The sequence below is a fragment of the Gordonia sp. (in: high G+C Gram-positive bacteria) genome (genome assembly GCF_049647785.1).
Taxonomy (GTDB): domain Bacteria; phylum Actinomycetota; class Actinomycetes; order Mycobacteriales; family Mycobacteriaceae; genus Gordonia.
In genome coordinates, this window is the sequence record NZ_JBARYI010000040.1 from 1 (window position 1) to 13648 (window position 13648).

General features: G+C 64.2%; 13 protein-coding genes. 9 read left to right on the top strand and 4 right to left on the bottom strand.

What is annotated here, in order from left to right:
* Window positions 1–14 precede the first annotated feature (14 nt).
* Genes glgB through WBA38_RS06095 form a run of 4 tightly spaced genes read right to left on the bottom strand, consistent with a single transcriptional unit; the run spans window position 15 to window position 5786 of the window.
* Window positions 15–1856: a 1,4-alpha-glucan branching protein GlgB gene (glgB, locus tag WBA38_RS06080; protein WP_424322308.1), complete on the bottom strand. Its 1842-nt coding sequence runs from the start codon at window positions 1854–1856 to the stop codon at window positions 15–17.
* Window positions 1853–3859, bottom strand: coding sequence for an ATP-dependent DNA helicase (locus WBA38_RS06085; RefSeq protein WP_424322309.1), 2007 nt, complete (start codon window positions 3857–3859; stop codon window positions 1853–1855). Before WBA38_RS06085 ends, glgB begins: the two co-directional genes overlap by 4 nt.
* A complete protein-coding gene (locus tag WBA38_RS06090) occupies window positions 3856–4470 on the bottom strand; it encodes an isochorismatase family protein (protein ID WP_424296411.1) in 615 nt (204 codons plus the stop codon). Before WBA38_RS06090 ends, WBA38_RS06085 begins: the two co-directional genes overlap by 4 nt.
* Window positions 4467–5786, bottom strand: a complete 1320-nt coding sequence (locus WBA38_RS06095; protein WP_424296409.1) for a nicotinate phosphoribosyltransferase — start codon at window positions 5784–5786, stop codon at window positions 4467–4469. The genes WBA38_RS06090 and WBA38_RS06095 overlap by 4 nt, the downstream gene beginning before the upstream one ends.
* A gap of 18 nt (window positions 5787–5804) precedes the next feature.
* Between WBA38_RS06095 and clpS the strand changes: the two genes are divergently transcribed.
* The 9 genes from clpS to rdgB all read left to right on the top strand — a co-directional run bounded on the left by clpS (window position 5805) and on the right by rdgB (window position 13591).
* Window positions 5805–6107, top strand: a complete 303-nt coding sequence (gene clpS / locus WBA38_RS06100) for an ATP-dependent Clp protease adapter ClpS (RefSeq protein WP_424296407.1) — start codon at window positions 5805–5807, stop codon at window positions 6105–6107.
* Window positions 6107–6730, top strand: coding sequence for a DUF2017 domain-containing protein (locus WBA38_RS06105; protein ID WP_424296418.1), 624 nt, complete (start codon window positions 6107–6109; stop codon window positions 6728–6730). The genes clpS and WBA38_RS06105 overlap by 1 nt, the downstream gene beginning before the upstream one ends.
* Before the next feature lie 2 nt (window positions 6731–6732).
* Entirely contained in the window at window positions 6733–7815 is a 1083-nt protein-coding gene (locus WBA38_RS06110) for a P1 family peptidase (protein ID WP_424296405.1), read from the top strand.
* A gap of 111 nt (window positions 7816–7926) precedes the next feature.
* Entirely contained in the window at window positions 7927–8487 is a 561-nt protein-coding gene (locus tag WBA38_RS06115) for a rhomboid family intramembrane serine protease (protein ID WP_424296416.1), read from the top strand.
* 135 nt (window positions 8488–8622) lie between these two features.
* Window positions 8623–9900, top strand: a complete 1278-nt coding sequence (locus tag WBA38_RS06120; RefSeq protein ID WP_424296403.1) for a hypothetical protein — start codon at window positions 8623–8625, stop codon at window positions 9898–9900.
* Window positions 9884–11197, top strand: coding sequence for a UDP-N-acetylmuramoyl-L-alanine--D-glutamate ligase (gene murD / locus WBA38_RS06125; RefSeq protein ID WP_424296402.1), 1314 nt, complete (start codon window positions 9884–9886; stop codon window positions 11195–11197). The genes WBA38_RS06120 and murD overlap by 17 nt, the downstream gene beginning before the upstream one ends.
* A gap of 167 nt (window positions 11198–11364) precedes the next feature.
* A complete protein-coding gene (locus WBA38_RS06130) occupies window positions 11365–12138 on the top strand; it encodes a cyclic nucleotide-degrading phosphodiesterase (RefSeq protein WP_424322310.1) in 774 nt (257 codons plus the stop codon).
* Window positions 12139–12215: 77 nt separating this feature from the next.
* On the top strand, window positions 12216–12974 hold the full coding sequence (rph, locus tag WBA38_RS06135; protein ID WP_424296397.1) for a ribonuclease PH: 759 nt from the start codon (window positions 12216–12218) through the stop codon (window positions 12972–12974).
* Window positions 12971–13591, top strand: coding sequence for an RdgB/HAM1 family non-canonical purine NTP pyrophosphatase (rdgB, locus tag WBA38_RS06140; protein ID WP_424296394.1), 621 nt, complete (start codon window positions 12971–12973; stop codon window positions 13589–13591). Before rph ends, rdgB begins: the two co-directional genes overlap by 4 nt.
* The last annotated feature ends 57 nt before the right edge of the window (window positions 13592–13648 follow it).

A 13648-nucleotide genomic window follows, 5' to 3' on the forward strand; every position in this document is an offset into this window, starting at 1 on the left:
CGGGAATCGACGCATCATGCGAGAACAGCGGCCGGGGGTGTTGCTGGGGTGAAGAACACGGCCGAGGCGGCGGGAAGGGTGAGGGCCGCACTGTAGGGGCGGCCATGGCTGGGGACTTCGTCGACGACGATGCGACCCAGGTTCCCGACGCCGTGGCCACCGTATTCGAGGGCCCCGGTATTGAGGATTTCACGCCACGGCCCGGCGACTGGAAAGCCCAGACGGTAGTCGTACAGGTCACGGTCGGAGAAGTTGAACACGCACGCCACCACCTGGCCGTCAGTGTTCGCATGCTCGTCAGCTCGGCGTAGAAATCCGATGACAGTGTTCCGGGTGTCGGTGGCGTCGAGCCACGCGAAACCGCGGGCGTCGGTGTCCATCGCGTGCAGCGCAGGCAACTCCGCGTGAAGGCGAGCGAGATCGGCGACCGCTAGCGCGAGTCCGCGGTCGGCAGCGTCCCAATCGAGGCAGCGATCGTCGGCCCATTCGCGGACCTGGCCGAACTCCTGACCCATGAACAACAGCTTCTTCCCCGGATGTGCCCACTGGAAGGCCAAGGTGAGCCTGACATGCGCGGCACGGTCGACGCCGGTCGGCATGCGAGAGATCAAGGTGCCCTTGCCGTGCACCACCTCGTCGTGGCTGATCGGCAGAATGTAGCGCTCCGCGCTGGCATGAGTTAGACCGAACGCGACGTGCTCTTGGAGTTGTGACCGCTGGTCGGGGGCGAGCGCGACAAACGACAGCAGGTCGTGCATCCAGCCCAGATTCCACTTGAAATCGAATCCGAGCCCGCCACGGTTCGTCGGCGTCGTCACGCCCGGCCACGTGGTGGATTCCTCGGCGATCATGATGGCGCCGGGGCAGGCGTCTCGGACAGCGTCGTTGAGGTCTCGGAGAAAGTCGACGGCCTCGTCGTTCTCGTGGGTGCCCCGTGAATTAGGTCGCCACTGGCCGTCACCGCGCGAGTAGTCGAGGTACAGCATCGAGGCGACGGCGTCGACGCGCAGGCCATCGAGGTGGAACTCCCGACACCAGTAGACGGCGCTCGCGATCAGGAAGTCGCGCACCTCGGACCGCCCGAGGTTGAACGCATAAGTGCCCCAATCAGGCTGTTCACGGCGCAGCGGATCGGCGTGCTCGTAGAGTGGCGTGCCGTCGAATTCACCGAGCGCGAACGGATCCTTCGGGAAGTGGGCGGGTACCCAGTCAAGCAGGACACCGATGCCGCTGGCATGCAGATGGTCGACGAGGAAACGGAAGTCGTCCGCCGACCCCCAGCGGCCGCTGCACGCAAAGTAGGAACCCACTTGATATCCCCACGACCCGCCGTAGGGGTGTTCGGTGATTGGCATCAACTGCACATGCGTGAACCCGTGACTGTGCAGGTAGTCGGCAAGCGGAACAGCGATGTCGCGGTAGCCGAGGCTGCCGAACTGGTCGCCGATCCGCCACGACCCCAAGTGCATTTCATAGATCGACATGGGCTCAGCTTCGGGACGGCGCGTTGGACGTGCCGCAGTCCACGCTGCGTCAGTCCAGGTGAACGCCGATTCGCCTGCGATGACCGACGCCGTCTCGGGAGGCACCTGGGCGGCGCGAGCGAGGGGGTCCGCCTTGTCCCGCACCAGGCCGTCGGCTCCGACAATCCGGAACTTATATGCCATTCCTTGACGTGCCTGCTCGATCACCGCGGTCCACACGCCGTCCGGCCCACGATCCATGGGGTAGTCGACGGCCACCCAGTCGTCGAAATCACCGAAGACGGTGACCGCACGAGCATTGGGTGCCCATACCGAGAAGACGGTCCCGGCCGGGCCAACGTGCGCACCGAGCCGTTCCCACAGTGGAGTCACGACTGCGCGGCCCCGGTGGTGAGTCGTGACAGGGCCGAACGCACGGCCTTCGGGTCTGTGGTCCGCCAGAAGGGCGGCAGACTCGCCAGCAGGTAGCCGCCGTAGCGGGCCGTGGCCAGTCGCGAATCGAGAACGGCGACGACGCCGCGGTCGCTGGTGGAGCGCAGCAGGCGTCCAGCGCCCTGCGCCAGCAGCAGTGCGGCATGGTTCGCCGACACCGTGAGGAAACCGTTTCCACCGTTTGCGTCGACCTCGCGCTGTCGTGCCGAAAGCAACGGGTCGTCGGGCCGGGGGAACGGAATTCGGTCGATCATCACTAAGCGCAACGATGGGCCGGGTACGTCCACGCCCTGCCACAGTGACAGGGTGCCGAACAGGCAGGTTGCCTCGTCGGCAGCAAATTTCTCCACCAGTGCTGACGTCGCATCGTCGCCCTGGCAGAGGATGGGGAACCCAACGCGCTCGCGGAGTTTCTCGGTCGCCTCTTTGGCAGCACGCATGGAGGAAAAGAGCCCGAGGGTACGACCGCCGGCGGCGTTCATCAGGTCGACCATTTCGTCAAGCGTGCTGTCGGCGATGCCGTCGCGGCCGGGCGGTCGAAGGTGCTTGCCGACGTACAGGATCGCAGATTTCGGGTAGTCGAAAGGGCTGCCAGCGTCCATACCGCGCCAACCGGCGGCTTCGACGTCTTTCTTATCCCCACCGTGTGCGGGTAGGCCCCAGGTGCGGGCGAGGGCGTCGAAGTTGCCACCGATCGTCAGGGTGGCTGAGGTCAGGATGACGGTGGAATCGGTGAAGAGGGAGGTCCGCAGCAGTCCGGCCACCGATAGGGGCGCGATCCGCAGGACTCGCCGGGTGGTGTTGCGGAGGCGATCCTCCGACAGCCACACCACGTCGTGACGCTTGGGGATGTCGCGTTGCTCAAACATGGTGAGGATGCGGACGACGGTGTCGTGCAGCGAGTCGGTCGCCGACAGTGCCATTTGGCGGGCGGCCGCTGCCTCGGGGTCGGCCGCCGCGGACGGTGCTGGTCCGACGGCGTTGCGCGCATTCCACAGGCGGTCGCGGAGCGATGCGAGGATCTCCGGTGCTCCGCTTGGCAGACGAATCCATTCACCTTCGGCGGAATCGTCGAGCAGCAGTTCCAACTGCTCGCCCGCGGTAACGAGGGCACTGGCAGTGTCGTCGTCGATCAGCTTGCCGAGCCTGCGCGATACCTGCGAGACGTTGGCGGCCGACACCTCCTCGGTGGTGACCGACGTGATCCGATCGACCAACTCGTGTGCTTCGTCAATCACGACGACTCTGTGCTCGGGCAGGATCGTCGCCGGGCTCATCGCGTCGATGGCGAGCATCGCGTGATTGGTGACGATGATGTCAGAATCGCCAGCTTTCTTACGGGCCAGCTCAGCAAAGCAGTCTTCACCGTAGGGACAGGTCGCGGCACCGATGCATTCACGGGACGAAACCGACACCTGGCGCCACGATTGGTCGCTGACACCGGGGGAAAGGTCGTCGCGGTCGCCAGTTTCGGTGTCCGACGACCATTCTCGCAGGCGAGTGACTTCGCGACCCATCCGTGACAGGTCGAAGGCATCGAACAATTCGGTGTTCGGATCGTCGTCGGCGACACCGGCATGCAGTTTGTTGAGGCACAGGTAGTTGGCGCGGCCTTTGAGGATCGCGAAGGTCGGTTCGGACTTCAGCGGTTTGGTCAACGCGGACGCGAGACGAGGGAGGTCCCGCTCGGTGAGCTGACGTTGCAGGGCAATGGTCGCGGTAGAGACGACTACTGTCTCGCCCGAGTCGACGGCGTGCCGCAATGAAGGCACCAGGTATGCCAACGATTTTCCGGTGCCCGTGCCAGCCTGGACCGCGAGGTGATGGTTGTTCGCGATGGCTTCGCCGACAGCTTCGGCCATCGCGAGTTGGCCCTCTCGCGGCGCACCGCCAAGCGCGGTGACGGCGTCGGAGAGGAGTTCAGGAACGTCAGGGAGGCTCACTCTGCGGGAGCATCCGTCGTCGACGCCCCACCGGGTACCGACCCGATCAGCTCCACACCGGCCGCGTGTAGTTGGGCGAGTGCGGTCTTGGTGGTCGGTTCGGCCACGGCGGCCGTGTACGACAAAAGCACACGGGTGGTGAAGCCTGCGGCGGCAGCGTCGACGGCAGTTGCACGGACACAGTGGTCAGTGGCGATCCCGACCACATCGACGTCGGTGGCACCCTGCTCGTTGAGCCAGTCCGCGAGAGATGTTCCCGCTTCGTTGACCCCTTCAAAGCCGGAGTAGGCAGCGGTGTATTCGCCCTTTGAGAAGATCGCCTGGACCGGGGCGGTGCTCAAATTCGGATGAAAGTCCGCGCCGACAGTTCCAACGCGGCAGTGCGGCGGCCAGGTATCGACGAAATCAGGATTGTCGGAGAAGTGTGCGCCGGGGTCGACGTGGTAGTCGCGAGTGGCGACCACCAGCGGATAGTCGCCGGGCAACGCATTAACTGCGGCCGCAACGGCGGCACCGCCAGCGACGGCAAGCGACCCGCCCTCGCAGAAATCGTTTTGAACGTCGACGACGATCAGCGCGCATTTGCGAGCAGCGGACTGCTGGTCGGTCATCGAGACTCCGGTTCGTTCAAGTAGCGGGTGGGGATCGCCGGGTCGCCGTGGCTGAGCCCGAGACCTTCCCACGGCAAGGTCACGAGACCGCGTGCGAGGTACCGGCGAGACTCCTCCAGTGTAGGCAATCCAGGTACGCGTTCGCCGTCACGGACCAGCGGGATCTGCATCTCAGTGACGTCGAGCCCGGCAGTGCCGGACACGGGCGCTTGGGAGTTGCTGGCGCGGACCAAGATTTCTTCGACGATGGTGCCGGTGGAGCGGGCCGCACGGACCGCTCGTTTTTCCCCGCCGTGGCTTTCTTTGCGGCTCGACCGCTTCGCGACGGGAACGCCGTCGACCTCGACCAGTTTGTAAACCATGCCCGCGGTGGGGGAACCGCTACCGGTGACGACGGAGGTACCGACGCCGTACAGGTCGACGGGCTCGGCGCGCAGCGAGGCGATCGCGTATTCGTCGAGATCGCCCGAGACGACGATCTGCGTTTTGTGTGCGCCAAGGTCGTCGAGTTGCTGGCGGACCTGCCGGGCGAGCACGCCGAGATCTCCGGAGTCGATGCGCACGGCACCGAGTTCGGTACCGGCTACTTCGATAGCGTTCTTGACTCCGGTGGTGATGTCGTAGGTATCGACGAGCAGGGTCGTTTCGGTGCCGAGTGCCTCTACCTGGGCGGCGAAGGCGGCACGCTCGTCGCTCCCGTCCGGCTGTGCAAACAGCAGGGTGAACGAGTGTGCCGCGGTGCCCGCGCTCGGGACGCCGTACGTCCGGGCCGCCTCCAGGTTGCTGGTGGCGTTGACGCCCGCGAGGTAAGCAGCGCGCGAGGCGGCGACCGCAGCCTGTTCGTGGGTGCGTCGGCTGCCCATCTCGATGATGGGGCGACCCGCGGCCGCATTGACCATGCGAGCGGCGGCGGAAGCGATCGCGCTGTCGTGGTTGAGGATCGACAAGACCACTGTCTCCAAGATCACCGCCTCGGCAAAGCCGCCGCGCACGGTCAAGATCGGTGATCCGGGGAAGTACAGTTCACCTTCGCGGTAGCCGTCGATCTCACCGCGAAAGCGGTAGTCGGCGAGCCATCCAATGGTGTCGGAGTCGACGATTCCATCCAGGGCGGCGAGTTCTGCGTCGCCGAACCGGAACTTCTCCACGGCGTCGAGAACTCGGCCAGTACCTGCGACGACGCCGTAGCGACGGCCGTCGGGTAGGCGCCTGGCGAAGGCCTCGAACACACAGGAGCGATTTGCGGTTCCGGCACGGAGTGCCGCCGACACCATGGTCAGTTCGTATTGGTCGGTCAGCAGCGCAGTAGTGGTCACTTCGCTACCCTATTACTCATGGCGCTCGAAGAGGCGACACCAGGTACAAGCACCGGTACCGCGGTGGCTGAGCCGGAGACGGTGCAAGACCGTCCATGGGTAACTTTGGTCTGGGATGACCCGGTAAATCTGATGAATTACGTGGCCTACGTCTTCCAGAAGATTTTCGGTTATTCGGAGGAGAAGTCGAAAGCCTTGATGATGCAGGTGCATACCGAAGGCAAGGCCGTCGTCTCCAGCGGCGACCGCACCGCCATGGAAGGTGACGTCCGCAAACTGCATGCGGCCGGACTGTGGGCGACAATGCAGCACGATTCCTGATGCGGACTTGGCGACGAACGGGTGCGGGCGATGACGTCCGCATCTGCTCAAACCTCGAAGTTTACGAATGCCAGTTGCTGGCATCGATGGTCGAATCGATTACCGACCTGCTCACCGAGCGAGCCGAAACGGCACCGCGCGACGAACTGTCGACGTTAACGGGGATCGTCACCGGTCACACCGATGCACCCGACGACGTGACGTTGGGCCGCCTACTGCCGGACTTTCACCGACCCGACCAGGAGTCCGAACTTACCGCCGGACCCATTGCCTCCGACCTCAACGGCGGCTTACGAAGTGTCAATGAGCCGAAGATTATCGATGCCAAACTCGAGGCGGCGCGCACCGTGCTTGAGACACTGCCCGCCGAGGGCGGCGATGTGGCCCTCACCGAAGCGCAAGCAGATCGCTGGCTCGCAGCGCTCACCGACATCCGACTGGCGTTGGGCGCGATGCTCGGCATCTCTGACCATCCGTCGAACATTCCGCCAGATCACCCGCACGCAGCACACCAAGACGTCTATGACTGGCTGTCGGTGGTGCAGGGACTGCTGGTGGACGCGTTGATGTCCGCAGAGTGGACTCAGCCGGAAGATCCAACACAGGAATGGGGCGCCTGGTAGCCATGACGGGATCGCACGCGGGCAATCGGATCACCGATGTCAACGGGATTGCCGTGGGGCACCATCATCGCCTGGACGATGACGTCACTCTCGCGACGTCCGCCGAACCCGGCAGCGGTTGGGCCACCGGCACCACGGTGGTGACCCTGCCGCGCGGCGCTACGACCGCCGTCGACGTGCGCGGCGGGGGCCCAGGAACCCGCGAAACTGACCTGTTAGATCCGGTGAATACGGTGCGCGGTGCCGACGCGATCGTCCTGACCGGCGGCAGCGCCTACGGTCTCGCCGCGGCCGACGGAGTGATGCTGGGACTGGAATCAGCGGGCATCGGATTGCCGATGGACCTGCAAGGCCACGTGGTGCCGATCGTCCCGGCAGCGGTCATCTTCGACCTTCCCGTCGGGCGGTGGGAAAACCGACCGACCGCGGACTTTGGTGCGCTGGCGTTGGCTGATGCCCGACGCGACTTCACGGTCGGGTCCGTGGGAGCGGGGGTGGGGGCCCGTGCCGGAGCGCTAAAGGGCGGCGTCGGGACCGCGTCGATCACCATCGGTGACGGTCCGGCGCGCGGACTCACGGTCGGTGCCCTGGTCGTCGCCAACCCGGTCGGGGGTGTCGTCGACCCCACGACCGGATTGCCGTGGGGCGCCGACGACCTCGATGTGCACCGCCTCCATGCGCCGAAACAGTTGGAGATCAAGAAGCTTGCCGAGCTGACCGCCAAGGGCACCGTCCTCAACACGACCATTGGCGTCATCGCGACCGACGCGACGCTCTCTGTCGCCAGTACTGCACGCCTAGCCATGTCTGGACACGACGGACTGGCACGAGCGATTCGGCCTGCGCACTCACCACTCGACGGTGACACACTGTTTGCCGTGGCCACGGGGGAGAAGAGCGCCGATCCGGAGGCCGCGGTGGTCGTGCCGCCGGGCATGGACCCCGACACAGCTATCGTCGCAGCACTGGCCGAGGTGTCGGCGACAGTGGTGCAACGCGCGATCGTGTCGGCGGTTGTCGCGGCAACGAGTGTTGCAGGCATCCCCGCTTACCGGGACATCTTGTTCTCTGCTTTCGGGGAGTAGAACTTTCCCGGACTGCCTTCAGAAAGGGCACCTATGACCAGCGGCTTCCCGCTGCCGACCAACCCCGGCGATCCCGTCCCGTCCGGAGGTCACTCGATCGACAACAAGCCGATGCCGCGATGGCAGCGGTCGGGCATCATCATGGCCGGGATTGCTGTCCTGCTCGTGGTGATCGAGTCTGTCGATGCGGTGATGAACTACGACCTCAACCAGGACGGCATCGTTCCGCGGCAGGTGTCCGGACTCGACGGCATTCTCTGGGCGCCGTTCTTGCATACCGACTTTGCGCACCTGTTCGGCAACTTGCTTCCCGGCGTGATTCTCGGTTTCCTGCTGCTGATGGCGCGTCGTTTTGTGGTGGTGACGGTCATCGTGTGGGTGATCAGTGGTTTCGGTGTCTGGTTGACGGCACCATCGGGGTCGGTCACGATCGGCGCATCCGGGATCATCTTCGGCTGGCTCGCCTACCTGCTGGTGCGGGGGTTGTTCAACCGCAATGTCTGGCAGGTGCTGGGAGGCGTCGTCTTGTTCGCCGTTTACGGCGGAATCTTGTGGGGCATACTGCCCCAAGGTGGGGGCGTTTCGTGGCAGGGCCACCTGTTTGGCGCGGCCGGTGGCGTGCTGGCAGCTTGGCTGATGAGACCCAAGAAGCCGCAGCCAAACGCGGCATAGTCCCAGCTTACGGGCCGTTCCGGGCAGATTTGCCCGTGATATAGTCGCCAGGTGGATTCTGCTCACGCATTCTCCCCGACTGAATACAATTCATTGATTCTGTCCGGGTACGAGATTCAAAATCGAGTGCTCCTGGTGAGTTACACCCTCGCGAGTATCAACCCGGGGTCGGACATCTCGTTTACCGAGACTTTCGATTTCAGTGAGATCGGCGACGGTTCCGACCCCGATCGGGTCATCGACGATCGACTCGCCCAACTCCTGGCGATCACCGCGTGCGTCAGCTACTACAAGTTGGCGGCCCCGCCTCGGATCGTGGTGGACTTCCCCGTGGCGCCCTTCGAGGTTGAGTACCTTCGCCAGGTAATTGAGGGGGGATTGGGCGAGTTTGCGTACGTCAACGACCTTCCCGCCGCGTTGACCCCGGTCATCGAGGTCCGATCGGAGCGGGCACCTGCCGAACGGGTCATCGACTCGTGGAACGGGACGGCGCAACCGCTCGTGGCCGTTGGTGGCGGCAAAGACTCGGTCGTAACCATCGAGGCGCTGAAGTCCGGCGGTTGGACCCCGGTCCTGTTCAGCGTCAACCGGTATCAGCCGATTGATGACTGCATCGCGGTGAGTGGTCTGGGATCGATCCACGTCCGCCGTCGCATTGATGCCGCCATGACGGACTTGAACAAGGCTGGTGCGTACAACGGGCATATTCCAGTCACGGCCATCAATAGTTGCGTGGCGCTCGTCGCCGCCGATCTACTTGGGCTCGGATCGGTCATTATGTCGAATGAGCAGTCGGCCGACATTGAGAACCTTGTGTGGCACGGGTTCAACGTCAATCACCAGTGGTCCAAGAGCATCGTTTACGAAGATCTCCTCCGGGCGACGCTGGCCGGCTACGGCTTCGATAGCAACCGCTATTTCTCACTTCTCCGTGCCCTCCCGGAATCGGAAATTGCGAATCGGTTCAGTGAGTGCGTCGAATACTTCGACGTCTTTGTGAGCTGTAACCGTTCGTTTGCGCTGGATCCGTCTCGCCGTCGCTCACGATGGTGTGGCGAGTGTCCAAAGTGCCTCTTCGTCTTTGTCATTCTCGCGCCGCGAATTCCTAAAGAACGGCTCGTCGGAATCTTCGCCGCGAACCTGCTCGATACCTCGGCCAATCTCGACCTGTATCGAGAACTCGCCGGGCTTGAAAAGCACAAGCCATTCGAGTGCGTCGGTGACTACTCCGAGGTCGCCGAGGCATTTGTCGATCTCTTGGATTCGGCCGACTGGGCGTCGGATTCGGTAGTTGCAGCCCTGGCGACCGAACGGACGAGCCTGGAAACAATCGCCGCCCGCAGGACCTCGATCATCGGATCGGGAAATGTGCCGGACGAGTTCGCGGGAGTATTTAATGCCCTCTTACCGTGAGGTCCTGGAAGGACGTCATGTTGGAGTCTGGGGGTTCGGCCGTGAAGGGCGAGCAGTCGCGGCCGCAGCTGTGGCCGCCGGTGCGTCGGCAGTAACGGTCGTTGACGCGAAAGCCGGGCCCGACACGTCCCTGGATGAGACGGTCTGTCTGCTGGTTGGCGACGAGTACCTCGATCGGTTGACCACCTGCGACATCGTCTTTGTGAGCCCGGGAATCCCGTGGCTGCACCCGGTCCTGCGGTCACTGCGGTCGTCGCAAGTTGCGGTGACCTCGGCTACCGACCTCTTCCTGTCGTCGGAGTGGTCGCGGACGATAGGAATCACCGGCACAAAGGGGAAGAGCACCACAGCGACGTTCCTCGCCCACGTACTTACCCGGCTGGGATCGCAGGCCGACCTGGCCGGAAACATCGGTGTGCCACTGCTCGACGTGCCGGACTCGGACCGATTTGTGGTCGCCGAGGTCTCAAGTCAGCAGTGTGCAGTCATCAATCGATCGCCGCGCGTGGCGGTCGTGACCAACCTTGGTGAGGACCACCTTGATTGGCACGGTGACGTGCACGAATATCACCGTGCGAAGGCGCGGCTGTTCGATGCGGGCGCGGCGGTTTTGGTCTGCGAAAGTGCCGCACTCGACACCCTGCGGCGCATCGACGGACCGCCACTGGCATTCCCCGAAGTGATCGTGACCGAGGAAGCCGTTGTGGACCGGTGGCCCACGTCGGAGTCCATCAGCCCGTATTCGCCGTTCCAGCATCGGCACAACCGTCGAAACGGTCAATTAGCTGTGCTGGCCGCCGAGTCCGTACTTGGCCGGCGCCTATCGACGGACGAAATTCGCGATGCCATCGAAACCTTTGCTGCGCTTCCGCACCGGTTGGAGCGGGTGCGAGAAGCAGGTGGGCGGGTGTGGATCGACGACACGCTAGCCACGACTGCCGATAGCGTTGTCGCGGCGCTGTCGGCAATGCCGGACGACGCGGAGGTCGCCCTCATCGTCGGTGGGCTGGATCGCGGCATCTCCTACGAACTGCTCGACGAATACCTGCTGTCGGAGGCGCGGAAGGTCGAGCTCATCCAAATCCCGTCCAATGGGGCCAAGATTGGCGAGAAGTTCGCGGCGCAATTCCCGTCGCGAGTCCACCCGGTGTCGGACCTGGAGGCCGCGGTTCAGTTCGCGGCCCAGGCGGACGTCGACGTGGTCCTGCTTTCTCCCGGCGCGCCGAGCTACGACGCGTATGCCAACTACGAACAGAAGTCTGCGGAGTACGTTGCCGCCATCGACTCCCTCCGCTGAACCCGCGGCCGGCACCGTCGGATAGTCGGAATAGATTGCGACAGTAGCGAAGTCGTCATCTTTGTGTCGTCTCATCGTCGTGTGCCGAGACTGGGGACGGCTATGCCGGTGCCGACAACGGGAGGTTTAATGACGAGGAGCGATTGCGACATGGCAGAGTGTGTGCCATGCGGTTGACGGTACTCGGTTGTTCGGGAAGCGTGAATGGTCCCGGTGCGGCTTGCTCGGGGTATCTCGTTCAAGCAGATGGCTACCCTCCGGTCCTGCTCGACTGCGGGCACGGCGTATTCGGAGAGCTTCTCACGCACGCCAACCCCAACGAGGTCGCCGTGCTGCTTAGCCATTTGCATGCCGATCACTGCCTCGACATTCCGGCAATGCTGGTGTGGCGCCGGTGGTCGCCAGTCCCCGCGACCGAACGGTCGCTGCTGTATGGCCCCACCGGTACGGCTCTGCGCTTGGGTGCCGCCTCGTCGGAATATGCTGGCGAAATTGACGATCTGTCGGACACGTACGACATTCGCGAGTGGACCGACCGGGAGGTCGTCGAAGTTCACGGACTGATCGTCGAGCCTTTCAAGCTGATGCATCCACCGTGCACGTTCGGTTTCCGGATCACCGGCCCCGACGGGGAAGTCCTTGTCTATAGCGGTGACACCGGGATTTGCGATGCGGCGGTCGAATTGGCTCGCGACGCCGACCTCTTCCTGTGCGAGGCATCGTGGACGCATGCACCCGGAGTTCGGCCTGAGGGACTGCACCTGTCCGGTCTGGAGGCCGGTCAAATCGCTACGCGGGCGAAAGTCCGATCCCTGGCGTTGACACACATCGTCCCCTGGACCGACGCCGACGCCATTTTGGACGAAGCTTCCGCCGCCTACGCGGGCCCCCTGCAGTTGGTCCACCAGGGCCAGGTCATCGAGGTCCGCAAGCCGATCTAGGCACCGAACGCGGGTGAACGACGAGTTCGGGCTGTCCCTCACCAGTCGAAAGGCTGGGCTTCGGATAAGGTCGAGGCGTGACTTTACGAGCAGACGGCAGGACCGACGACCAGCTTCGACCGATCAAGTTCACTCGCGGCTTCACCTCTCATCCGGCAGGTTCGGTGCTGGTTGAGTTCGGTAACACCCGGGTGATGTGTACGGCCAGCGTCACCGAAGGCGTGCCGTCGTGGCGTCGCGGTTCGGGCCTCGGCTGGCTCACCGCCGAGTACTCGATGCTTCCGGCCGCCACGCACGAGCGCTCCAAGCGTGAATCGGTGCGCGGCAAGATTGGTGGCCGCACCCATGAGATCAGCCGCCTCATCGGCCGCTCACTCCGCGCCTGCATCGACCTCGCCGCCCTCGGCGAGAACACCATCGCCATCGACTGTGATGTGCTGCAGGCCGACGGCGGAACCCGCACCGCAGCCATCACCGGTGCGTACGTGGCCCTTGCTGACGCCGTCACCTACCTCGGTGCGGCAGGCAAGCTCGCCGACCCGCAGCCACTCTCGACCGTCATTGCCGCGGTCAGCGTGGGTGTCGTCGACGGTCGTGTGCGCCTCGACCTTCCGTATGAAGAAGATTCGCGCGCCGAGGTCGACATGAACGTTGTCGCCACCGATGCCGGAACCCTCGTCGAGGTTCAAGGCACCGGCGAAGGCGCCACGTACTCGCGTGCCACCCTCGACAAGATGCTCGACGTTGCCGCTGCCGGTATTGAGCAGATCGTCTCCGCGCAGAACGAAGTGTTGGCGCAGCCGTACCCGGGAACCCTTCCGGGTAGCGAGAAGTGACCGCGCAGATCCTCCTCGCTTCCGGCAACGCCAAGAAGCTTGCGGAATTGCGGCGCGTCGTCGAGGCAGCGGGGATTACCGGTCTCGAGGTCTTGGGTCTCGGCGACGTCGCACCGTACCCGGAGCCGGTTGAAGATGGCGCAACGTTTGAAGAGAATGCGCTGATCAAAGCCCGGAAAGCCGTCGAGATGACGGGGCTGCCGTCGCTGGCCGACGACTCGGGTCTGGCTGTTGATGCGCTTAACGGGATGCCCGGGGTGTTGTCGGCGCGGTGGAGTGGCGGCAAGGGCGACGCTGCTAACAACGAATTGCTGTTGGCTCAGCTCGGAGACGTGCCCGATGGTCGTCGTGGGGCGGCCTTCGTCTCCATCTGCGCTCTTGCGCTCCCGCGTGGCGAAGAGACGGTGGTGCGAGGGGAGTGGCGCGGAACCATCCTCCGCGATCCTCGCGGCGTCAACGGGTTCGGCTACGACCCCCTGTTTATCCCGGACGACGAAATGGCCGCCGGACGCTCTTCGGCGGAACTGCCCGCCGAGCAGAAAGACGCGTTGAGCCACCGCGGCAAGGCCCTCGCGCAGTTGGTTCCCGCATTGCGCAAGCTCGCCGACCGCGGCTAGCCACCCCGTCCCTGCTCGTTCTCGCATGATGCGTCGATTCCCGCACTACGTCAGACG